General features: G+C 62.5%; 21 protein-coding genes. 14 read left to right on the forward strand and 7 right to left on the reverse strand.

Annotation, left to right across the window (positions count from 1 at the left end):
* Positions 1–331 precede the first annotated feature (331 nt).
* Positions 332–655, forward strand: a complete 324-nt coding sequence (locus tag P3T43_RS17425; protein WP_429282281.1) for a hypothetical protein — start codon at positions 332–334, stop codon at positions 653–655.
* A 131-nt stretch (positions 656–786) separates the two neighbouring features.
* On the opposite strand, the gene P3T43_RS17430 is transcribed toward P3T43_RS17425, so the two are convergent.
* The gene (locus tag P3T43_RS17430; protein WP_429282282.1) at positions 787–2,004 is read right to left on the reverse strand and encodes a sensor histidine kinase; all 1,218 of its coding nucleotides are present in this window, start codon (positions 2,002–2,004) and stop codon (positions 787–789) included.
* Positions 2,005–2,204: 200 nt separating this feature from the next.
* Between P3T43_RS17430 and P3T43_RS17435 the strand changes: the two genes are divergently transcribed.
* The 4 genes from P3T43_RS17435 (at position 2,205) to P3T43_RS17450 (ending at position 4,185) form a co-directional block, all read left to right on the forward strand.
* The gene (locus tag P3T43_RS17435) at positions 2,205–2,651 is read left to right on the forward strand and encodes a response regulator (protein ID WP_429282283.1); all 447 of its coding nucleotides are present in this window, start codon (positions 2,205–2,207) and stop codon (positions 2,649–2,651) included.
* Between the two features lie 214 nt (positions 2,652–2,865).
* Entirely contained in the window at positions 2,866–3,249 is a 384-nt protein-coding gene (locus P3T43_RS17440) for a response regulator (RefSeq protein WP_429282321.1), read from the forward strand.
* Between the two features lie 33 nt (positions 3,250–3,282).
* Positions 3,283–3,654, forward strand: a complete 372-nt coding sequence (locus P3T43_RS17445) for a response regulator (RefSeq protein ID WP_429282284.1) — start codon at positions 3,283–3,285, stop codon at positions 3,652–3,654.
* A 93-nt stretch (positions 3,655–3,747) separates the two neighbouring features.
* The gene (locus tag P3T43_RS17450; protein WP_429282285.1) at positions 3,748–4,185 is read left to right on the forward strand and encodes a response regulator; all 438 of its coding nucleotides are present in this window, start codon (positions 3,748–3,750) and stop codon (positions 4,183–4,185) included.
* A 75-nt stretch (positions 4,186–4,260) separates the two neighbouring features.
* On the opposite strand, the gene P3T43_RS17455 is transcribed toward P3T43_RS17450, so the two are convergent.
* Positions 4,261–4,704 (reverse strand): MarR family winged helix-turn-helix transcriptional regulator, encoded by a 444-nt coding sequence (locus P3T43_RS17455; RefSeq protein ID WP_429282286.1) that lies wholly within the window; start codon positions 4,702–4,704, stop codon positions 4,261–4,263.
* Positions 4,705–4,886: 182 nt separating this feature from the next.
* Here P3T43_RS17455 and P3T43_RS17460 point away from each other — a divergent pair, with 182 nt between their 5' ends.
* Complete coding sequence (locus tag P3T43_RS17460) at positions 4,887–6,425, forward strand: DHA2 family efflux MFS transporter permease subunit (protein WP_429282287.1); 1,539 nt, start codon at positions 4,887–4,889, stop codon at positions 6,423–6,425.
* A 28-nt stretch (positions 6,426–6,453) separates the two neighbouring features.
* Here P3T43_RS17460 and P3T43_RS17465 read toward each other — a convergent pair whose 3' ends face one another.
* Positions 6,454–7,194: a FadR/GntR family transcriptional regulator gene (locus tag P3T43_RS17465; RefSeq protein WP_429282288.1), complete on the reverse strand. Its 741-nt coding sequence runs from the start codon at positions 7,192–7,194 to the stop codon at positions 6,454–6,456.
* A 183-nt stretch (positions 7,195–7,377) separates the two neighbouring features.
* Between P3T43_RS17465 and dgoD the strand changes: the two genes are divergently transcribed.
* The 4 genes from dgoD to P3T43_RS17485 all read left to right on the forward strand — a co-directional run bounded on the left by dgoD (position 7,378) and on the right by P3T43_RS17485 (position 10,811).
* Positions 7,378–8,526: a galactonate dehydratase gene (gene dgoD / locus P3T43_RS17470; RefSeq protein WP_429282289.1), complete on the forward strand. Its 1,149-nt coding sequence runs from the start codon at positions 7,378–7,380 to the stop codon at positions 8,524–8,526.
* 161 nt (positions 8,527–8,687) lie between these two features.
* On the forward strand, positions 8,688–9,923 hold the full coding sequence (locus P3T43_RS17475; protein WP_429282322.1) for an MFS transporter: 1,236 nt from the start codon (positions 8,688–8,690) through the stop codon (positions 9,921–9,923).
* A 232-nt stretch (positions 9,924–10,155) separates the two neighbouring features.
* Entirely contained in the window at positions 10,156–10,458 is a 303-nt protein-coding gene (locus tag P3T43_RS17480; protein WP_429282290.1) for a hypothetical protein, read from the forward strand.
* A gap of 119 nt (positions 10,459–10,577) precedes the next feature.
* The gene (locus P3T43_RS17485; protein ID WP_429282291.1) at positions 10,578–10,811 is read left to right on the forward strand and encodes a YodC family protein; all 234 of its coding nucleotides are present in this window, start codon (positions 10,578–10,580) and stop codon (positions 10,809–10,811) included.
* 140 nt (positions 10,812–10,951) lie between these two features.
* Here P3T43_RS17485 and P3T43_RS17490 read toward each other — a convergent pair whose 3' ends face one another.
* On the reverse strand, positions 10,952–11,881 hold the full coding sequence (locus P3T43_RS17490) for a CopD family protein (RefSeq protein ID WP_429282292.1): 930 nt from the start codon (positions 11,879–11,881) through the stop codon (positions 10,952–10,954).
* 453 nt (positions 11,882–12,334) lie between these two features.
* Between P3T43_RS17490 and P3T43_RS17495 the strand changes: the two genes are divergently transcribed.
* The 4 genes from P3T43_RS17495 (at position 12,335) to P3T43_RS17510 (ending at position 16,899) form a co-directional block, all read left to right on the forward strand.
* The gene (locus tag P3T43_RS17495; RefSeq protein WP_429282293.1) at positions 12,335–13,066 is read left to right on the forward strand and encodes a c-type cytochrome; all 732 of its coding nucleotides are present in this window, start codon (positions 12,335–12,337) and stop codon (positions 13,064–13,066) included.
* Between the two features lie 21 nt (positions 13,067–13,087).
* Positions 13,088–14,386, forward strand: coding sequence for a c-type cytochrome (locus tag P3T43_RS17500; RefSeq protein WP_429282294.1), 1,299 nt, complete (start codon positions 13,088–13,090; stop codon positions 14,384–14,386).
* A gap of 122 nt (positions 14,387–14,508) precedes the next feature.
* On the forward strand, positions 14,509–15,129 hold the full coding sequence (trhA, locus tag P3T43_RS17505; RefSeq protein ID WP_429282295.1) for a PAQR family membrane homeostasis protein TrhA: 621 nt from the start codon (positions 14,509–14,511) through the stop codon (positions 15,127–15,129).
* 183 nt (positions 15,130–15,312) lie between these two features.
* Positions 15,313–16,899: a DEAD/DEAH box helicase gene (locus tag P3T43_RS17510; protein ID WP_429282296.1), complete on the forward strand. Its 1,587-nt coding sequence runs from the start codon at positions 15,313–15,315 to the stop codon at positions 16,897–16,899.
* Between the two features lie 37 nt (positions 16,900–16,936).
* On the opposite strand, the gene P3T43_RS17515 is transcribed toward P3T43_RS17510, so the two are convergent.
* The 3 genes from P3T43_RS17515 to P3T43_RS17525 form a co-directional block, all read right to left on the reverse strand.
* Positions 16,937–17,461, reverse strand: coding sequence for a hypothetical protein (locus P3T43_RS17515; protein ID WP_429282297.1), 525 nt, complete (start codon positions 17,459–17,461; stop codon positions 16,937–16,939).
* 158 nt (positions 17,462–17,619) lie between these two features.
* Positions 17,620–18,447, reverse strand: a complete 828-nt coding sequence (locus tag P3T43_RS17520; RefSeq protein ID WP_429282298.1) for a ferritin-like domain-containing protein — start codon at positions 18,445–18,447, stop codon at positions 17,620–17,622.
* Between the two features lie 285 nt (positions 18,448–18,732).
* Positions 18,733–20,370: a gamma-glutamyltransferase family protein gene (locus P3T43_RS17525; RefSeq protein ID WP_429282299.1), complete on the reverse strand. Its 1,638-nt coding sequence runs from the start codon at positions 20,368–20,370 to the stop codon at positions 18,733–18,735.
* Between the last annotated feature and the right edge of the window lie 183 nt (positions 20,371–20,553).

Raw genomic sequence — 20,553 nt, forward strand, 5'->3', positions numbered from 1 at the left:
AGCACATTCGCCACCGGCGCGTCAGCAAGACACAGTCGACGTCTTTTAAATCAAAGGCTTAGCGATGAACCGGGCTCGATTCTGTCGAATCCCTGATTCGCCACCAGTTTCAAGAGAAAGCCGCTGTTCCGAAAGGACAGCGGCTTTTTTGTTTTCCCCGCCGGCAACCCGTTCATGGTCCATCTCATGAACCGGCAACCCGCGCTTCTTCAAGAACCGTTCCGGTATCGATTACCGCCGTCTGATGTAGACCGGCCGGCTCGCTTCAAAGTGAACCTTCGCCCCGCCCCATCTGTCGACTATGAACACCTTACTTGGATAAAACCCACGAATGAAGAATCTCGCCGCCACTGCCGTTCTCTCCCTCGCCGCCCTATCCGCCTACGCGGCGCCGGACATGCAATGGAAAGAGACCTCGACTACATTCGCGACCCTGATCCAGAGTGGCTACAAACTTGTTGCGGTGGACCACGCCGCGTCATCAGGCAGTCCGAGCCAACTGACTACCGTCTACTACCTGCAAAAGGATGCGAGCGTGTTTGCCTGCCATGAGACCCACCCTGTCGTGGATGCAAAAACAGGTTCGGCAAGCGGCGAGTTCCCATGTTCAGAGCTGGTACAGCCGTATGACTCGACGGTGCCGCCCCAGCAGTAACCGCATCGAGAACAGACATTCATACCCCGAGCCGTCCTACCTCAATAACGGCGCCGCAAGTTCGAATCCATTTCGGATTCCTATCCACGATGCTGCCGTCATCCAGTTAAGCGGGAAGCGTTTTTCGCCCCCTATCTAGCCACTCCAGGCTCACGCGGAAAGCGAATCTCAAACGTCGTACCGCTGCCTTCACGCGACTCGAAGCGGATCTGCCCATGCAGAACCCGGCAGAGTTCCTTGACGATCGCAAGACCCAGCCCGGTTCCCGGTATATCGTCGCCAGCCGCGCGCTCGAACTCATCGAACACCCGCTCCGCATCGGAAGCCGCAATCCCGGTACCGGTATCGGAGACGCGCATCGACCACTCGTCGTCTCCCGCACTGCTGATGGCCAACTCGATTTCGCCCGCGTCCGTGTACTTGGTCGCGTTCGACAGCAGATTGAGCGCAACCTGCTTCACCTTGAGGCGATTCGAGGTCACCGAGACGAGGCGGGTGTCGAAATCCGCTTTCAGACGCAAGCCCTTCGCTTCGATAGCGGGCCGGCACGAAGTGACCAGTTCATCGAACAGCGTCTTCACATCGAACGGCTCCACTACCGGCGACGTGTTATCGCCCAGCACGACCGAATACTCCACCATCTGATCGACCAGTTGCTTCATATCCGTGGCCTGCCGGTTTGCCAGCGTCAACGCGGTCTCCGCCTTGGCCGGCGCACGTGCGACCAGCGCCAAAGCCACCGAGAACGCATTCAGGAAATTGCGCAGGTCATGCACGACGCTGCGGGTGATCTGCATGCGCGACTCATGGAGATCGCTGACGAGGCGTTGGTTCAGCTTCAATTCGTGATTGGCGCGTTCGAGCTTGCCGGTGTACTCGTCGATTTTCCGGTCGCGCTCGCTCACCACCTCGCGTATCGACGTCAAGGTGACAAAGCTCAGCGCTTCGGCAATCAGACGCCGCGCCCGTTTCTCGTGGCGACGCGTGAACCCGCTTTCGTTGTCGGCGAATGCGTCGAGGGCGTCGGCCAACGTCTGATGAAACAGATCGAGCTCACGCACCAGTTCCTCGATCCGGTAACCCTGCCGCCAGCGCACCAGCCCGTGCATGCGCGCGTTGCGCTCGATGGCCGGTTCGACCTGCTCGAGATCCTCCGCGTCGAGCGCCGCGCACAGTCCATGGAGAATCTCCGGGAGATGATCCGCGAGCTGCTCGTACGTGAGCTTGTCGGCCTCGATCAGGTCTTCGTCGCCGAAAACCTGTCTCATCCATTGCCCGGTCAAACGGACCTGCTCATTGCGGAGAAAATCGGCGAACCCGCGCAGGGGCCCTTTGGGTGTGTCGGTCATAACGGCCACTTTGTGAGTAACGTTTTTACAACAGGGATCGACATTGCGCGTATCGAATACAGCCCGCGCCGCCCGAAAATCACGCCTCCGTCCGGCAATCCGCGAGCCATCCGGTCGGGCCAGGCTCTCGCACAATCCTGTGCAGCATGGGTTCGGCAGCCACTCGCAGGTCTCGCGGGGGCCGCCCGAAAGACGTCATTATGGTCGAACCCATCGCAGTGGAACGGCTTTTGCATGTCATTAACGGTTGGACGACGCTTACGAACTGGCCATTGCAAATGCACTCGATTCTGCTTGTGGATGACGAACCGGAAATTCTCGCGGCCTGGCAGATCATTCTGCTCGACGCAGGTTATACGGTCTGTTGTGCACGCAACGGTTTCGAAGCGCTGGAGCGTCTAAAGCAAAACGTCCCGGATCTGGTAATCACGGACTGGATGATGCCCTTGATGGGCGGCGCCGAATTATGCCGCCAACTGAAGGCCCACCCCGATCTCGCCCGCGTACCGATCCTCGTCCATTCAGCCGCGCCGCCCTGTGCCGAAGAGGTGCAAACGTGGAATGCCTGCCTGCAAAAGCCCGCGCCGATGACAATGTTTCTGACTACGATCGAACAACTCTGCAAAGGTAACCGATCTCCAGTTTGAGCGCTTACGCGCCCCTGAATCGGCCCGGTACGCTGTGCGCGGCCAGCACCAGACGGCGAAGTGCCGGACGTTCTAGACACCGTCCTGCGCGTTCGTGCCGTCGTGGCATGCGGCTTGCTGCCCCTGCGATATGCCCGCTTACGGCCCTGCACTACGAGGTGTTCACGAATTGAGCCAAGTCCAGTCCCTCTGTCAAACCTGGAGCGCACGCAAGATTCGCGTGCTGAATGCGCATCCTCGCGTGCTGGTGGTCGACGACAACGCTAACGCCGCCGAAGCGCTTGCGACCTATCTATCGTACGAAGGCGTGGAAACGCGCACCGCCATCGGCTGCGGCGAAGCGCTGCGCTGCGTACGGGACTGGGTTCCGGATGTAGTCGTGCTCGACATCATGATGCCCGAGCGCGACGGCTTCGAAACCGCGCAGGCATTGCGCGCGTATCTGCCTACGAAGAATCTCGCCATCGTGGCCTTCACATCGCTCGACGACGACCATGTCCGCGAAACCGGCACCGCGCGCCATAACTTCGACGGTTACTGCCGTAAAGGCACACCGCCGGTCGCACTCCTCGCACTGATGCAAAAACTCTGGCGCTAGCGCCTCTCCATCCGACTGATCTACTCCTACGGAATGACGCAAATCATCAAACAGATCCTCCTCGTCGACGATCAGGCCGATGCCATTGACGCCCTCGCCATGTTGCTGGAGATGGACGGGCATACTGTCCGGACCGCGTATAGCGGCGCGGACGCGTTGGCCACGATTGAAAATTTTGTCCCGGACCTCGCGTTGATCGACGTCTCCATGCCGGACATGAGCGGCATGCAACTCGCACGCCTCCTGCGCAGCAACGCGGCTCTCGCCAAGACCCGCCTGATCGCGCTGACCGGCTACGCAAGCGAGGCCGACAGGCAAGCCGCCACGGAAGCCGGTTTCGACGGTCACGTGGCCAAACCGGTGTCGGGAGATCAATTGGCACGCCTGATTGCGCAGACGGACTGACGATCAGCGCGCCGCAAGCGGACGGTCCGCCTGGCGGCATGGTTGTTGCGGAATCGCGGGTAGACACCCCGGTAGGCATCCCAGGTCGCAATCATGTCCACTATCCTGCTCGTCGACGACGAGATCGATTCGCTCTGGCTGTTCAGGCTCGTGCTGCAAGAGCGCGGCTATCACGTGATCGTCGCGGCAGACGGCAACGCAGCACTCGTGCAGGCGAGCCGATATCTCCCTGATCTGATCGTCACCGACTGGAATATGCCCGGCACCGACGGCGTGGAATTGTGCCAGCGGCTGAAATGCTATCCGGCGCTCGCCCAGATTCCGGTGGTGATGGCGTCGGGCCGGACGCCGCCCGCGGAACAATCGGCGCTCTGGAATGTGTTCATGAGCAAGCCGGTCGAACTTGAAAAGCTGGAGTCCGTCATCGATTCATTACTGATGAAGCGTCTGGCGGCTCCCCGACACGGAACGAACGTGCCTGCGCCGCCGGCTGCACGGTGGCTGCCCGTCCCGCGCAAACTCTGGATGTAGCAGGGACGCTTCCCTCCTGCGTGGACGAACGCGCAAGAAATTAGTCCGCCGCCCGCACCGCGCCCGCCCTCTCTCTCAGCGATCCACAATCTTGCTGAGATTGCCTCGCACCCGTTGCAGCAAGGCGATCAACTGTTTCGCCTCGTCGTCAGTGAAGCCGCTCAAGCCCTCCGCGGCCACTTCGTCACCGACCTTGCGCGCCTTGCCGAGCGCGCGCTCCGCTTTGGGCGTCATGCGCACCTGCCGCTCGCGGCGGTCCTCCGGATTACTTCCGCGCTCGATCCACCCGCCTTCCTCCATGCGGTCCAGCAGACGTCCGGCCGAAATCGGCGCGACTTCCAGCAGGTCCGCCAGACGCGCCTGATTGACGTCGCCGTAGTGCGCGAGATAAGCCAGCACGCGACATTGCGCGCGCGTCAAAGCGACCGTTGATCTGGCGAGATCGTCGAAGCGCTTGCCGGTCAGGCGGCCCACGTCCGAAATCAGGAAGCCGAAGCGCTCTTCGAATTGGGTTGTCATCGGGTGATTATACGAAAGCCCTTGCTAAGCAGGCACCGAACAAAAGCCGCGACCCACGCCAGTTCACCTTGCGTCGTACCCGTACAGTTCCTGGTATTCGCGCGGCGCCGTCATCTATATACTAAGCATGCTTATTATCCATTCAGACCACAATTCCCACTCGCCGCCTGCGCGGTTTGCCCATGTCGTCGCCCTCAATGTCCGGGAATTCCGCTGTCGCGCTGAACCGGCCCATGATCACCGTGTCGATCATGCTCGCCACCTTGATGCAGACGCTCGACAGCACCATCGCGAACGTGGCGCTGCCGCACATGCAGGGCACACTGTCCGCGTCGCAGGACGAAATCACCTGGGTGTTGACGTCGTATATCGTCGCCGCCGCGATCGCCACGCCGCTCACCGGCTGGCTGTCCGACCGTGTCAGCGTCAAGCGGCTGCTGGCGTTTTCAATTGCCGGCTTCACCATCGCCTCGGCACTGTGCGGTCTGTCTGAAACGCTGACCCAGATCGTCGCGTCGCGCCTGTTGCAGGGGATTTTTGGAGCGTCGCTGGTGCCGCTGTCCCAGTCCATCCTGCTCGACATCAATCCGCGCGAGAAGCAGGGCCAGGCCATGGCCGTGTGGGGCATGGGCGTGATGGTCGGGCCGATTCTCGGGCCGACGCTCGGAGGCTGGCTCACTGACAGCTATAACTGGCGCTGGGTGTTCTTCATCAACCTGCCGATCGGCGCGTTCGCGCTCTTCGGGGTCCTGACGTTTCTGCCGAGCAAGGCACCGCGTCATGACGTCAAGTTCGACGCCTTCGGTTTTGCGACGCTGGCTCTGGCGATCGGCGCATTGCAGGCCATGCTCGACCGCGGCGAGCAGCTCGACTGGTTCGGCTCGAACGAGATCGTGATCGAGGCGCTGCTGGCGTCCATCAGCTTCGCGTTCTTTCTCGCGCATACGGCGACGGTCGGCAAGCTCTCGTTCTTCAAATACGAGCTGCTGAAAGACCCTAATTTCGCCACCGGCACGTTCTTCATCTTCGTGATCGGCGCGGTGATGTACGCGACGCGGGCGCTCCTGCCGCCGATGTTGCAGACCCTGATGAACTATCCTGTCGCGACGACCGGTCTGGTCACGGCACCCAGCGGCGCCGGCACGATGATCGCCATGCTGTGCGCGGGACGTCTGCTGAAGCACATCGACGCACGCCTGATGTTGCTCGCGGGGTTCCTGATCTCCGCATTCGCCCTGTGGCAGATGATGAACTACACGATCGTGCTGTCCGCCTCGGATATCGTGTGGCCGGGCGTGATCCAGGGCTTCGGACTCGGTCTTGTCTTCGTGCCGCTGAGCGCATTGACGTTTTCCACCCTCTCGCCCGCGCTGCGCGCCGACGGCACCGCAACCTACAGCCTGATGCGCAATATCGGCAGCAGTATCGGCATTTCTATCGTGCAGACGCTCATGACGCGCGGCACCCAGGTCGCCCATGCGGACCTGGCCGCGAACGTCAATATTTTCAATCCGCTCATGCAGCCCATGCTGGAGCACGGATCGCGCTACGACATCGCGGTGATGAACGCTTCCATCACTCAACAGGCTGCGATGATCGCGTATCTCAACGACTTCAAGCTGATGTTCGTGGCCACGCTGCTGGTGGTGCCGCTGTTGCTGTTGATTCGTCCGTCGCACAAAGCGCCGGACGCTTCGGTCGCCCACGCGGCGATGGACTAGCCGGATAGCCCGCCGGCACACCGCGCGGTCAGCTTTCGATCCGCCGCCGCGTCACGCCGAGCAAGCCGGCCATGGCTTGCTGCGCGCCTGCCGCGTCGCGGGCGCGGATGGCTTCGAACACCGCCGTATGTTCGGCGAGCGATGCGTTGTAGACCTCCGCGCGCCGCGCGTTGAGGCGCAACTGGGCTTCGAGCGTGCGCTCGATCAACGTGCCCAGCGGAATCAGCAATTCGTTGCTGCACGCCGTCAGCACGCTCAGATGAAAGCGCAGATCGGCACGCACCCACTCGTCGACATTGCGCGCCGCCACCATCGCCGCATGCGCCGCTTCGAGCGCGGCGAACGTCTCGCTGCCATGCGAGGCCGCCGCCAGTCCCGCCGCGTACGGCTCGATCATCTCGCGCATTTCCTGCAGCTTGAGGGCGAAGGCCATCGGTTCGGCCACGCGCGAGTACCAGTCAAGCACGTCCACATCGAGCAGGTTCCATGCTTCGCGCGAACGCACCCGCGTGCCGACCCGTGGACGCGACTCGATCAACCCCTTGGATGTCAGCGTGCGTAGCGCCTCCCTGAGCACGGTGCGGCTCACGCCGAAGGTCTCCATGAGTTCGGCTTCGCGCGGCAGGATAGTCTCCGGCGCGTAGTCGCCGCGCAGAATGGCGGTGGCCAGCAGATGGGCGACGCGCCCGTGCAGATCGTGCTGAATAAGTGCTCTCCCCGCCGTCTTCCGGCGCTCTTCATTGTCGAAACGACCGCGATTATCCGGCATCCCGGTCACAACTCCTATCCGGAGTTCGTCATGCGATCCATCACCAATAGTACTATTAATAGTATTTAAAGGCGATTTTGTTGTAGCATGTGTCTCCTCAGATATCGCGCCGCTGGATGCATTCGCGTCCTGCGGCATCCGCCACTCAAGGAATGGCCTCGCAGGGTCAAGGAGAGACGCACCATGAAAATCACCAAGCTCGAAACCTTCATCGTTCCGCCGCGCTGGTGTTTCCTCAAGATTGAAACCGACGAGGGCATCGTCGGCTGGGGCGAGCCGGTCGTCGAAGGCCGCGCGCATACGGTCGCGGCGGCGGTCGAAGAGCTGTCCGACTATCTGATCGGCAAAGACCCGCTGCTGATCGAAGACCACTGGCAGGTGATGTACCGCGCGGGCTTCTATCGCGGCGGCCCGATCACGATGAGCGCGATTGCCGGGGTCGACCAGGCGCTGTGGGACATCAAGGGCAAGCATCATGGCGTGCCCGTCCATGCGCTGCTGGGCGGGCAGGTGCGTGACCGGATCAAGGTGTATTCGTGGATTGGCGGCGACCGTCCGAGCGACGTCGCCAACAATGCGCGCGCCGTGGTGGAGCGCGGCTTCAAGGCGGTGAAGATGAACGGCTCGGAAGAGCTGCAGATCATCGATACCTTCGACAAGGTGCAGGGGGTCATCAACAACGTCGCGGCCGTGCGTGAAGCGGTTGGACCGAATATCGGCATTGGCGTGGACTTCCACGGCCGCGTGCACAAGCCGATGGCCAAGGTGCTCGCCAAGGAACTCGATCCGTACAAGCTGCTCTTCATCGAAGAGCCGGTGCTGTCGGAGAACGCCGAGGCGCTGCGCGACATCGTCAATCAGACCAATACGCCAATCGCCCTGGGCGAGCGCCTGTATTCGCGCTGGGACTTCAAGCACATCCTCGCGGGTGGCTACGTCGACATCATCCAGCCGGACGCCTCCCACGCGGGCGGTATTACCGAGTGCCGCAAGATCGCGTCGATGGCTGAAGCCTACGACGTGGCGCTCGCGCTGCACTGCCCGCTCGGCCCGATTGCATTGGCGACCTGCCTGCAGATCGACGCCGTCAGCTACAACGCGTTCATCCAGGAACAGAGCCTGGGCATCCACTACAACCAGGGCAACGACCTGCTCGACTACATCAAGAACCCCGAAGTCTTCAAATACGAAGACGGCTTCGTGTCGATTCCGCAAGGCCCGGGGCTTGGCATCGAAGTCAACGAGGAGAAAGTTCGCGAAATGGCGAAGATCGGCCATCGCTGGCGCAATCCGGTGTGGCGCCATACGGACGGCAGCGTCGCCGAATGGTAAATCTGTGATGAAACGCCGCCTGCGGGCGGCGTTTTTGCGTCGGGCTGAAGCGTCACGCCTGGCGCGCAAGCCTGTCGCGCAACACAAAGCAGGAGTGGTGAGTGCAGACAAGTACGTTTGAAGTACAAGGCGCAACCGGCAAACGCCACCGCCTGCTGGTCATGTTGTTCATCACCGTCGTCGTCACCTATCTGGACCGCAGCAACCTGTCGATTGCCGCCACCGCCATCGCGCAGGACCTGCAACTCGATCCGGCCCACATGGGTCTGGTGTTTTCCGCCTTCGGCTGGTCGTACGCGTTGCTGCAGATTCCCGGCGGCATGCTGGTGGACCGGACGCGACCGCGCCGGATGATGGCGCTGATCATTGGACTGTGGTCGCTGGCCACTCTCCTGCAAGGTTTTGCCAGCGCCTTTGTGCTGCTGCTGTCCTTGCGCGTGTTGCTCGGCGTGCTCGAAGCGCCGGCCTATCCGACGCTCAACCGGATCGTCACCACATGGTTCCCCGATAGCGAGCGAGCCCGCGCCATTGCCGTCTATACCTCCGGGCAGTACGTGGGCCTCGCCTTCCTGACGCCTGCGCTCGTCCTCACCCAGCAGCATTTCGGCTGGCATGGCGTGTTTATCCTCACGGGCTTGATCGGCGTGGTGTGGGCGCTGGTCTGGTACGCGCTGTATCGCGAGCCGTCCGAGGCGGCGGGCATCAACCAGGCGGAACTCGACACGATTCGCCGCGGCGGCGGCCTCGTCGAACTCAGTACGAACCGCGCGGCGTCTCAAATACGCTACAGTGCCGCCGACTGGCGCGCCGTGCTCGGCAACCGCAAGCTCTGGGGCATTTACATCGGCCAGATCGCCGTGACCTCGACGCTTTGGTTCTTTCTGACGTGGTTTCCCACCTACCTCGTCAAGTACCGCCACATGGACTTTCTGAAGGCCGGCTTCATGGCGGCCGTGCCGTTTCTGGCCGCTTTTGTCGGCATTCTGGCCTCAGGACTGATCTCCGATACGATGATCCGGCGCGGCGTCTCAGCGACGGTCGCGCGCAAAGTGCCGATCGTCACAGGGCTGCTGCTGTCTACGGCCATCGTGGGCGCCAACTTTGTCGACAGTCCCTCGATGGTGATCCTGTTCATGGCCATCGCGTTTTTCGGCAGCGGCTTTTCGTCGATCACCTGGGTGCTTGTTTCGTCCATGGCGAAAGAAGAACTGCTCGGTCTCACGGGCGGCATGTTCAACCTGATGGGCAACCTGTCGTCGATCTGCGTACCCATCGTGATCGGCCTGCTGGTCAAGGGCAACGACTTCGCGCCGGCCCTCGTGTTCATGAGCTCGGTCGGCGTGGTGGGCGCGTTGTCGTATCTGTTTCTGGTCGGCCGGATCGAACGGATCCGCTAGGCCAGCGAGATTTATCCGCGGATGTTACGGCCCGTCGAGGCTCTCGCGTCTCAGTTACGTAACATCCCGGACCGAATCCGCCGAAAAACGCTGTTCCGGCATCCTCCGCATCCCTCGCATCACGTCTGAAAGCCTTACCAGACAAGGCTTTCAGCGTACCACTCAGGCACTCGCCATTTGCTTGGCCCAGTCTTTGCTTCTACGCATACAAAAGACGATGCGAGAGGCAATCATGGGCGAATTTCTCCCTGACTATCTGATCCGCGAACAGGCGGCCGTTGGCGCGCTGGTGGTGTTCGGCGTACTGCGCGTGATCGGTGCGGTGATGGCGTTTCAACGCGGCTGGCGCATCTCCACGGTGGAGAAGTGTTTCCTCGCGGCCGCCGTGATTTATTGCGCACCGCAACTGTTCGACCTGCTGACCCAGTTGTACGGCTCGCACGCCGCTGCCGCCGAGTTCGAAGGCAAGGTCAGCGGCTGCGCGATCGCGCTGTTTTGCGCGCCGATCCTTGGCCACAAGCTGGGCTTCGAATAAATCGCGCGAAGCGGGTGGAGTGCTTTTGACGGCTTTCGACTGCGTCTGATTGCGCCTGACTGCGCGGGCGCTTCAGGCGGCCGGACGCGCCGGGCGAGCCACGCAAACGAATTGGATAGATGACCGAACGGATGGATACGATGTTTCTGTCAAAACGAACAACATACCGAGGCGGCGACTTGCTGACGCTCAAATCGGGTGGCCGCCAGATGACGGCCACATGGGTCGGCCCGGTGGTGTTTGCGCCGGGGACCTGGCTAATCTGTCAATGGTTCGACGACGGCGGCGAACTACACCAGGAGATGTTTCCTGAAACGATGCTGGAGCGAGTGCCCAACGCACTCGCGGCTTAACGGGCAGTACCCGGGCAACCGGCTCCTGCCGGGCGACCGCGTGTGTTCGCGCTGCACAGTCATGCTGTGCAGCGCTTTTTTGCGTGGCAACGAGGGGGCGGGTGCGGTCGGGCGTTCGCCGCTCGTCTCAAGCCGCGCACTCAGCCGAGCGCGACGTACGCCGGCACGCTGTGCGACAGCGCGGCGGCCGCAATGAACACGCCAATCATCGCCAGCGCTTCGAGGTAGAGCACGTTGGTGAAGGTGTGCGCGTCCATGGTCGACGCGGTGCGGCGTAGGCGCGGCAGCGCCAGGAAACGGTTCAACCCGCCGAGCACCACCGCCAGCGCAACCAGCGCAAGCTTGAGGATCAGCACGTGTCCCCACGTGCTGATCTGGATCGCCTCGAACGAGCCGCCCGAACCCCGCACTGCGTTGAAGATCCCCGTCAGCAGCACCGCCAGCACCGCGACCAGCGACACGTTCGAAACCTGCATGGCCGTGCGGATCAGGATGCCGCGCGCGGTCGACGTGCCGAGCGCCGGCAGCACCGTGAAGCCGGCCGTCACGACGAGCCCGCCCCACACGCTGATGGCCAGCACGTGCAAGGTGTGCACACCGATCGCGGCGGACGCCGGGCCGGCATCGGCCGCATGTCCGAGCGATGCCTTGCCCGCGCCGATCGCGATCACCGCCAGCCACAGCAGCGCATTGCGCGCGGTGCTCCCATGAGACGACATCGCGGTCAGCAGCAACACCAGCGCGCCGACGAAGGCCACGCTCCACGCATAGCCGACATGCGTCTGCGCGAGCACCGTCGGGATGACGCCGAACGCCTGCGGCAAGGTGCTGCCGCTCATCGCCGCGGCCTGATACAGCAGCCAGCCGAGATCGGCGAGCACCAGCACGACAGTGGCCGTGAGCATCGAGCGTTGCGCACGCAACCATGCGGGCCGCGCAGGCGCGGCCTTAGCCTGGGCATCTTTGGCGAGCCACGCGCCAAGCAGCGCCGAACCGACGGCAAACGCAAATGCGACATTCATGAGCGCGGCCATGGCGACCTGCCCGATCCACAATCCGTCGACTCTCATTGGACAGTGAACGCCTGAATGCCTTGCGTACGATGACCGGCGGTCGCGGCCGCGGTCCACTGGAAGGTATAGCGTCCCGCAGCGAGTGGCTGCGGCGTTGAACGGGAGAAATCGGATAGCTTCATGAAAGGCGGTTGATTGTTGAAAGAACGGAGATGAGAGTTGCGCGCGGCGCAGCAAGACACCGGCGCCCCGGGAGTGTACGCTTCGATGGTCCACGTGCGCGCCGGTTCAATCCGATTGTCCGTCTACGGCATTCAGGACCGACCCGGGACGCATCTGGGACATGCTCGAACACACTGTGCGAAACTGTCACATCGGCGTTTACGAGGGGAACCATGCAGCCTGTGGCAAATAGTCACCATCAGTCAGCGATGATAGAATGCTGCGTCGCCGCAGCCCCCGTTGCCCTCAAGCCGAGCCGCTCGAAGTTCGGTCGGGTCCCCGAATTTGATGGAGTTACGCGTGTCTTCTAGACGCATTTTCCGCCCGCTGCTTGCCCTGCTGCTGATCTCAGCCGCAGGCGTCTTTAGCACTGCGAAAGCGCAGACTCAACCCAAGACTCCGGACACCATGGAAGCGCGCGTGCAGGCTTGCGCGGCCTGCCACGGCACGCACGGTCAGGGCACGGACAACGATTACTTCCCACGCCTCGCGGGCAAGCCGGCTGACTACCTGTACAACCAGCTCAAGAATTTCCGCGAAGGGCGTCGCAAGTACCCGCCCATGAACTACCTCGTCACGTATCTCTCGGACGACTACCTTCATCAGATCGCGGCGTACTTCTCGCAGCAGCGCCCGCCCTACCCGCCGCCGGCCAAGCCGACGGTGTCGGCGGATACGCTGGCGCGCGGCCAGGACATCGTGCTGCATGGCGACGCATCGAAGCAGGTTCCGGCTTGCGCCGCTTGCCACGGCAAGTCGCTGACCGGCATGGAACCGGCGATCCCGGGGCTCGTCGGTCTGCATGCTGATTACATCAGCGCGCAGCTCGGCGGCTGGCGTTCGGGTTCACGGCACGCCATCGCCCCTGACTGCATGCACACCATCGCCACCCGCTTGACCGATGACGACGTGAATGCCGTCGCTTCATGGTTGTCCACCCAGACGGCTCCGCAGAATCCGGTGCCGGCTCCGGCCCGTTCGATGAAGACTCCGCTTGCCTGCGGCAGCGAACCGCAATAAGGCACCGGGAGAGATGACCAAATGAAACGCAAGTCTTTGTTCGCCCTTTCGGCAGTTGTCGTAGCTGCGGCTGCTGCCCTCGTTCCCGTCCTGTGGTCGGGCGGCGACCACCTGCATAACGGCAGCGCCATGGCGGCCACGCCCGCGGACCAGGCTGCCCTGATCCAGCGGGGCGAGTACCTCGCCCGCGCCGGCGACTGTATTGCCTGCCACACGGTGCGCGGCGGCAAGGAATTCGCCGGCGGCCTGCCCATGCTTACGCCGTTCGGCACGATGTTCACGCCGAACATCACGCCTGACGACCAGTACGGCATCGGCAAGTGGACCCAGGACGACTTCTACCGCGCCCTGCACACCGGCCGCTCGAAGGACGGCAGCCTGCTCTACCCGGGCTTCCCCTTCACGAGCTATACGAAGGTCACGCGCGCCGATTCGGATGCGATCTACGCGTACCTGCGCTCGGTCACGCCGGTCAATGTGCCGAGCCGTCCGCACGAACTGAAATTCCCGTTCAACAACCGCAACCTGCTGATCGGCTGGCGCACGCTGTTCTTCCGTGAAGGCGAGTACAAGGCGGATCCGACCAAATCGGTCGAATGGAACCGTGGCGCGTACCTGATCGAAGGCCTCGGCCACTGCGGCATGTGCCACACCTCGATCAACGCCATGGGCGGCCCGGTGAACTCCGCAGCCTTCGCGGGCGGCCTGATACCGTTGCAGAACTGGTACGCGCCGTCGCTCACGTCGAACAAGGAAGCGGGTCTCGGCGACTGGGACATCAAGGACATCCAGGATCTGCTGAAGAATGGCGTGTCGCAACGCGGCGCGGTGTTCGGTCCGATGGCCGAAGTGGTTCACAACAGCCTGCAGTACATGTCGGATGACGACATCCAGGCCATGGCCACGTATCTGAAGACCATTCCGCAGAAGAGCGAAGCGCCGGAAAACCTGCAGCTGGAAACCTCGGCCCAGTTCGGCACGGAACTGCTGCAGCAAGGTCAGAAGATTTACTCGGACAACTGCGCGAAGTGCCATGAAGCGAACGGTCTCGGCCAACCGCCGAACTTCCCGCCGCTGGCCAACAACCAGTCTATCCAGATGCCGTCGGCGGTGAATCCGATCCGCATGGTGTTGAATGGCGGCTATCCGCCGAGCACGGATGGCAATCCGAAGCCGTACGGCATGCCGCCGTTCGCTCAATCGCTGTCGAACCAGGAAGTCGCAGCAGTGGTAACCTACATCCGTATGTCGTGGGGTAACCACGGTTCAGCCGTGTCGCCGCAACAGGTGGCCGATCTGCGGTCTGCACCGCTCGACTGAGCGACGCAAGCGGTAAGGAGGGCGCGGCCTGCGGAAATCGCGGCCGCGCCCTTCGCTTTTCAGGACCAGGGCCGGATAGGGTCGTGCACAATGGCGCCCCTCGACCGGTAGGAGAAAATGTCGTGCATGTCGGTGAGCGTTTTAACAGCATTACCCACCTCGTCGGCGCGGTGCTGTCGGTGGCGGGGCTGGCTACGCTCGTGACGATGGGCGCGCTGCAAGGCGATCCGTACAAGGTCGTCAGTTTCAGCATTTACGGCGCGATGCTGCTCGTGCTGTATGCTATCTCCACCCTTTACCACAGCGTGCGTAGCCCGCGCGTGAAAGCGGTCCTGCAGAAATGCGATCATTCGGCGATCTACCTGCTGATCGCCGGCAGCTACACCCCGTTCACGCTCGTCACCTTGCGCGGTCCGTGGGGCTGGTCCCTGTTCGGGGTAAGCTGGGGGCTTGCGGTGCTGGGTATCGTGCAGGAACTGACGCTCGGGCGCCGCACCCGTAGCGTATCGATGGTGCTGTATGTCTTGATGGGATGGCTTGCGCTCGTTGCCGTCCGCCCGCTGGTCGAAGCTTTACCGGCCGCAGGCACCGCATGGCTCGTGGCCGGCGGGATCATCTACAGCGTCGGCATCTACTTCTTCATCAACGACGAGCGCATCCGGCACGGACATGGTATCTGGCACCTGTTCGTACTGGCGGGCAGTCTGTGTCAATTCGTCAGTGTTGCGCGCTACGTCGCGTAACACCCCACGACGGCGAAGTGCAACTTAAAGCCAGTCAACGTGTCTTGATAGCGCGTTGAAGCATTCGGCACGCGCTGGCGTGTGCCGCCGATTTCCCTGCGACCGGACCTGGGCTTTGGCCTCGAATGCGCGCCTTTGGGCTGCGCATTCGCCGTTCGCGATACTGCATTGCAAAGAGCTTTTATGTCTTTTGATTCCCTCGGCTTGTCCGAACCGCTGGTCCGGGCTGTCAACGAACTCGGCTACATCTCCCCTACTCCCATCCAGTTGCAGGCGATTCCGGCCGTGCTGAACGGCGGCGATCTGCTCGCCGGCGCGCAGACCGGCACCGGCAAGACGGCCGGCTTCACGCTGCCGATCCTGCAACGCCTCGACACCATGCCGCCGGTGACGACCGCCGCGGGCAAGCGCGTGGTCCGCGCGCTGATCCTCACGCCCACGCGTGAACTCGCCGCGCAGGTCGAGGAAAGCGTGCGCGCTTACGGCAAGTATCTGAAGCTGAAGTCCACGGTGATGTTCGGTGGCGTCGGCATCAATCCGCAGATCGACGCGCTGCGCCGCGGCATCGATATCGTGGTCGCCACGCCCGGGCGTCTGCTCGATCACATGCAGCAGAAGACCATCGACCTGTCGCATCTCGAGATCCTCGTGCTCGATGAAGCCGACCGCATGCTCGACATGGGCTTCATCCACGACATCAAGCGCGTGCTCGCCAAGCTGCCGCCGAAGCGTCAGAACCTGCTGTTCTCCGCGACCTTCTCCGACGAGATCAAGGCGCTCGCCGACAACCTGCTCGATTCGCCGGCGCTGATCGAAGTCGCGCGCCGCAATACGACGGCTGAACTGGTGGCGCAGAAGATTCACCCGGTGGACCGCGACAAGAAGCGCGAACTGCTCACGCACCTGATCAAGGAACACAACTGGTTCCAGGTGCTGGTGTTCACGCGCACCAAGCACGGTGCGAATCGTCTCGCCGAGCAACTGACCAAGGACGGCATCAGCGCGCTCGCGATCCACGGCAACAAGAGCCAGTCCGCCCGCACGCGCGCATTGGCCGAGTTCAAGACCAACACGCTGCAGGTGCTGGTGGCGACCGATATCGCCGCGCGCGGGATCGACATCGACCAGTTGCCGCACGTGGTCAATTACGATCTGCCGAACGTGCCGGAAGACTATGTGCACCGTATCGGCCGTACCGGTCGCGCGGGCGCGTCGGGCGAAGCGGTGTCGCTGGTGTGCGTCGACGAACTGCAGTTGTTGAAGGACATCGAGAAGCTCATCAAACGCGCCGTGCCGCAGGAAGTAATCGCCGGCTTCGAACCGGATCCGAACGCGAAGCCGGAGCCGATCCTGCGCCGTGGTCAGGGTGGCGGCGGTGGCGGTGGTCGTCAGCCGCGTCAGGGGCAGGGCGCGCCAAAGGGCGACGGCGGCCGGCGTGACGGCGGCTCCGGCAAGCCGGGCCAGCGCTCGGGACAGCGTCCGGCGGGCAGCCAGCAGCAAGCGAAGCCGCAAGGCGCGAAACCGGCGGGCTCGCCCACGCAACCGCAGGTGCGCAAGGACCATCCGCGTCACGAGACGACGCGTCACCACGGCAAGCCGGGACCCGCTACGCATGACGGCGGCGGTGCCACGCATGCGCCGCGCAAACCGCAAGGTCAGGGCAAGCCGCAAGGCAGCAACCCGGGCGCCCTGCTAAGCGGCGCCAAGCCGCGCGGCGACGCTCCGCGCAGTTCGCAGCCGCCGCGTAACGGCGGGCAGCGCGGACGTTGATCCGGCAATCGTAACGTCCCAGGCCTGAGCCTTCGCTTCAGCGCCGGGCCGCCGCGGCGGCCTGCTTCAGGTGCTCGATCTGCAGTTCCCACCGATCGAGCACCGCCGCTCCCCCCTCTTCCCGTTCGAACGTAATGCCGCCCGTCAGGCGCGCATACGGCACCCGTTGCGCTTCGCCGGTATCGATCGCGCCAATGAAGTGGGCAAGCTCACTGTCGGCGCCTGGCGCTGCAGCCAGCGGCTCGAACTGCAACTGCACCTGATAAAACGCCTCCTCACAGACGAAGCTCAGCGCCGCACGGCCGCTGCGCGCCAGCACACCCGCCGCCCGCGACGACGGCCAGAGCGCGACGCACAGCGTGCGCGAGTCGGGCGCGTACAGTTCGCCCGCGCCCAGCAGCGAGGTCCGCACGTGCCCATTGCTGACGTCGCTCGTCAGAAGTGACGCCGTGAAACCCGTTTTGCTCGCGAGCGACGTGCCGTCGAATAACGCGCGTGGCGCAGCCGGCCACTCGTCGAACACGAGTTGTTCGAGCGAGCGTCGGGATACAGAATCGGTCATCGCCTGACTCCGGTTCAACCATCGTTTTGAATCGAACTGCGAAATAACGAATGGCCCGCACGGGCGGGCCATTCGTTCAAACCGTTCGCGGAAAGTCAGCGGACTGAAAACGCTCAGGAGACTTTAACAAGCACGCCGCGAACCCTCAGCCCCAACCCTCAACGAAAGAATACATGCTGCGTGATCTTGGCGAGCGGGTAATGCACGCCGGGTTGAATCCGCGCCGGCAGATCGAGCGGCTTGAGCAGCATCTTCACGCACATGTCGGCCGACAGATTGCGCCGCACCAGCGCATTGATGCGCGCCGCACGCTCGCGGTTATAAGCCGAATCGTGCACGCGCTCCGGATAGCGAATCGCGAACACATGGCGCAGCGCGATCTCCGAGTCTTCGTTCTTGATTTCCAGCACGCGGCGCATGAGCGCGCCCAGCACCGCAAGCCGGCCATTGCCCTCGATCTTGTTGTACTTCTTGAAGAACGCGAAAAAGTGCTTGTAATGACGGACTTCGTCGGTGCGAATGTTGTCGGTGATTTCTTTGAGCACCGGTTCATCCGAACACTCGCCGATTGCGCGATACAACGTCGCGGTACCCGTTTCGACGACGCAGCGCGCCACCATTTCAAGCGCACGGGTTTTTTCGAAATCTTCGAAGGAACAGGTCTTCGCGTACTCCTCGAAGAAATTGGCGAAGGCGGTGTCCCAATCGAACTCGGGCCACACATGGGCGATATAGGTCTTCAGGGCCCGGCCGTGCTGCATCTCTTCCGGTTCCCATTCGTTATTGAGCCACGCCGAGACTTCCGGGTCGCCGTTGAAGAAGGTACTCAGGTTGCTAGTGTAGAGATCGGTACCGCTTTCAATGAACGAAGCGGCGCACAGCAGCAGCAGCAGGTCTTCGTTGGCCACCGCCCGTTGCCGGTCAACCCGGTTGAGGTCGATGTCCTCGATCCGCCAGGGCATCACATGGTTACGCTCAGTGTGCATTTGTTCCTTGCTCCGAAAGCTATACCGACTCGTGGAGCGTGCCTGGAGCACTCAGGTTCGCCCGGCTGCGTTCTCGTCGATACAGCGCCTTGATTAGAGTTAACCCCGTGTATGTTGCATCTTAGCTGGTGTTCTGCAACTCTGCAGGCATCACAGCACAGACCATACCCACGCGCGGCAGTTCCTGCCGCGCAATAGCCGGAATGTTTCAGATCAATGCGAAACGGATACAGTGCACTGATGAGCAATCAGATGTGCAAGCCGCAGCTGGCTGAAACCCGTTGCTCAAAACCCCGCAGCAAGACCATCGCGCCGGCTGTCGCTCGCCGCCACGTAACCGCGTTCCGGCTCGTTGCGATCAAGCTTCCAGATGTACTGACCCGAGCCGAAGTCCATATACGGATCGTCGACCGACTTGATCGTATGACCGAGGTTTTCAAGCGCGCGCGCCGTGTTCGCGTCGAACGTGGCTTCGATGTCGAGCGTGAAATCGCGGTTGACCTTCCAGCGCGGCGCATCGCACGCGGCCTGCGGCTGCTGGCCGTAATCGAGCATGCGTACGACTGATTGCAGATGGCCTTGCGGCTGCATGTCGCCGCCCATCACGCCGAAGCTCATCACCGCTTCCTGTTTGCCGTCGACCTGCTGCGTGAGGAAGGCCGGAATAATCGTATGAAACGGCCGCTTGCCGCCTGCCACGACGTTCGGCGATTTCGGATCCATCGAGAAGCCACAGCCGCGATTCTGCATTGAGATGCCGCTGTCCGGCACGACGATGCCCGAACCGAAACCCATGTAGTTCGACTGGATGAAGCTCACCATCATGCCGCGCTCGTCGGCCACCGACATGTAGATCGTGCCGCCCGCTTTCGGCATGCCGAAGTCGAAATGCGTGGCGCGCAACGGATCGATCCGCTTCGCGCGCTCGGTGAGGTAAGTATCGTCGAGCATCTGCTCGGGCGTGACGTCCATCGAACGCGGGTCGGCTACGTAGCGGTAGACATCGGCAAACGCGAGCTTCATCGCTTCGATCTGCAGATGCTGCGATTCGACGTTATCGAGCGCGAGCGATCCCATATCGAACTTCTCCAGGATGCCGAGCGCGATCAGCGCGGCGATGCCCTGCCCGTTCGGCGGAATCTCGTGCACCGTGTAGCCGCGATAATCCTTGGCGATCGGTTCGACCCAATCCGCGCGGTAATGGCGCAGATCGTCCAGCGTCATGGCGCCTCCGCCTTCACGCGCGAACGCCGCGATCTGCTCGGCGATTTCGCCTTCGTAGTAGGCTCGCGGACCCAGTTCGGCCAGCTTGCGCAGAGTCTTCGCATGGCCGGTGAAGCGCACCAGTTCGCTGACTTCCGGTGCCCGGCCGCGCGGCATGAAAGTTTCGGCGAAGCCCGCCACATCCTTCAGCTCGGGCACGGCTGCGGCCCACTTGTAGGCGACGATGCTCGCCACCGCATGGCCACGCTCGGCGATTTCGATGGCCGGTTCCATCAGGTCGGCAAACGGCAGCGAACCGAATTTCTGATGCAACGCCTCCCAGCCCGCAATCACGCCCGGCACGGTCACAGTATCCCAACCGCGCTTAGGCTGTTTTGCGAGCCCATGCTCTTCGCCGTACTTGCGCTTGAAGTAGTCCACGTTCCAGGCGGCCGGCGACACGCCCGACGCATTCAGACCATGCAGCCTCGCGCCATCCCATACGAGCGCAAACGCGTCGCCGCCGAGGCCGCACGACACCGGCTCGACCACCGTAATGGCCGCGGCCGCCGCAATCGCCGCATCGACGGCATTACCGCCCTTCCACAGCATGCGCAAGCCAGCCTGGGCCGCGAGCGGATGCGAAGTCGAAACGATATTGCGGGCGAAGACGGGCAGACGCGGAGTCGGGTAAGGGTTTTGCCAGTTGAAACGGGTCATGTCGAAGACTCTCGGAAAGCGCGGTCCGGCATCGTGCAGTGTGCAATGCATCCGCCAGGACCATTAGAAAACCATCACGGGACGAACCGTCGATTGCAGCGCGAACCGTCCGAAAAAACAAATTCATTTATGAAATGAATCAATGCAGACAGTATCTCAATTGATGGGCCGGATGCGCATGCA

The sequence above is a fragment of the Paraburkholderia sp. GAS41 genome (assembly GCF_050436545.1).
Lineage (GTDB): Bacteria > Pseudomonadota > Gammaproteobacteria > Burkholderiales > Burkholderiaceae > Paraburkholderia.

What these genes read in the sequence shown, in the direction of transcription:
- P3T43_RS17425 (WP_429282281.1), top strand. Translation starts at nt 332, where the DNA reads ATGAAGAATCTCGCCGCCACTGCCGTTCTCTCCCTCGCCGCCCTATCC.
- P3T43_RS17430 (WP_429282282.1), bottom strand. Translation starts at nt 2,004, where the DNA reads ATGACCGACACACCCAAAGGGCCCCTGCGCGGGTTCGCCGATTTTCTC.
- P3T43_RS17435 (WP_429282283.1), top strand. Translation starts at nt 2,205, where the DNA reads ATGGTCGAACCCATCGCAGTGGAACGGCTTTTGCATGTCATTAACGGT.
- P3T43_RS17445 (WP_429282284.1), top strand. Translation starts at nt 3,283, where the DNA reads ATGACGCAAATCATCAAACAGATCCTCCTCGTCGACGATCAGGCCGAT.
- P3T43_RS17450 (WP_429282285.1), top strand. Translation starts at nt 3,748, where the DNA reads ATGTCCACTATCCTGCTCGTCGACGACGAGATCGATTCGCTCTGGCTG.
- P3T43_RS17455 (WP_429282286.1), bottom strand. Translation starts at nt 4,704, where the DNA reads ATGACAACCCAATTCGAAGAGCGCTTCGGCTTCCTGATTTCGGACGTG.
- P3T43_RS17460 (WP_429282287.1), top strand. Translation starts at nt 4,887, where the DNA reads ATGTCGTCGCCCTCAATGTCCGGGAATTCCGCTGTCGCGCTGAACCGG.
- P3T43_RS17465 (WP_429282288.1), bottom strand. Translation starts at nt 7,194, where the DNA reads ATGCCGGATAATCGCGGTCGTTTCGACAATGAAGAGCGCCGGAAGACG.
- dgoD (WP_429282289.1), top strand. Translation starts at nt 7,378, where the DNA reads ATGAAAATCACCAAGCTCGAAACCTTCATCGTTCCGCCGCGCTGGTGT.
- P3T43_RS17475 (WP_429282322.1), top strand. Translation starts at nt 8,688, where the DNA reads ATGTTGTTCATCACCGTCGTCGTCACCTATCTGGACCGCAGCAACCTG.
- P3T43_RS17480 (WP_429282290.1), top strand. Translation starts at nt 10,156, where the DNA reads ATGGGCGAATTTCTCCCTGACTATCTGATCCGCGAACAGGCGGCCGTT.
- P3T43_RS17485 (WP_429282291.1), top strand. Translation starts at nt 10,578, where the DNA reads ATGACCGAACGGATGGATACGATGTTTCTGTCAAAACGAACAACATAC.
- P3T43_RS17490 (WP_429282292.1), bottom strand. Translation starts at nt 11,881, where the DNA reads ATGAGAGTCGACGGATTGTGGATCGGGCAGGTCGCCATGGCCGCGCTC.
- P3T43_RS17495 (WP_429282293.1), top strand. Translation starts at nt 12,335, where the DNA reads ATGGAGTTACGCGTGTCTTCTAGACGCATTTTCCGCCCGCTGCTTGCC.
- P3T43_RS17500 (WP_429282294.1), top strand. Translation starts at nt 13,088, where the DNA reads ATGAAACGCAAGTCTTTGTTCGCCCTTTCGGCAGTTGTCGTAGCTGCG.
- P3T43_RS17510 (WP_429282296.1), top strand. Translation starts at nt 15,313, where the DNA reads ATGTCTTTTGATTCCCTCGGCTTGTCCGAACCGCTGGTCCGGGCTGTC.
- P3T43_RS17515 (WP_429282297.1), bottom strand. Translation starts at nt 17,461, where the DNA reads ATGACCGATTCTGTATCCCGACGCTCGCTCGAACAACTCGTGTTCGAC.
- P3T43_RS17520 (WP_429282298.1), bottom strand. Translation starts at nt 18,447, where the DNA reads ATGCACACTGAGCGTAACCATGTGATGCCCTGGCGGATCGAGGACATC.
- P3T43_RS17525 (WP_429282299.1), bottom strand. Translation starts at nt 20,370, where the DNA reads ATGACCCGTTTCAACTGGCAAAACCCTTACCCGACTCCGCGTCTGCCC.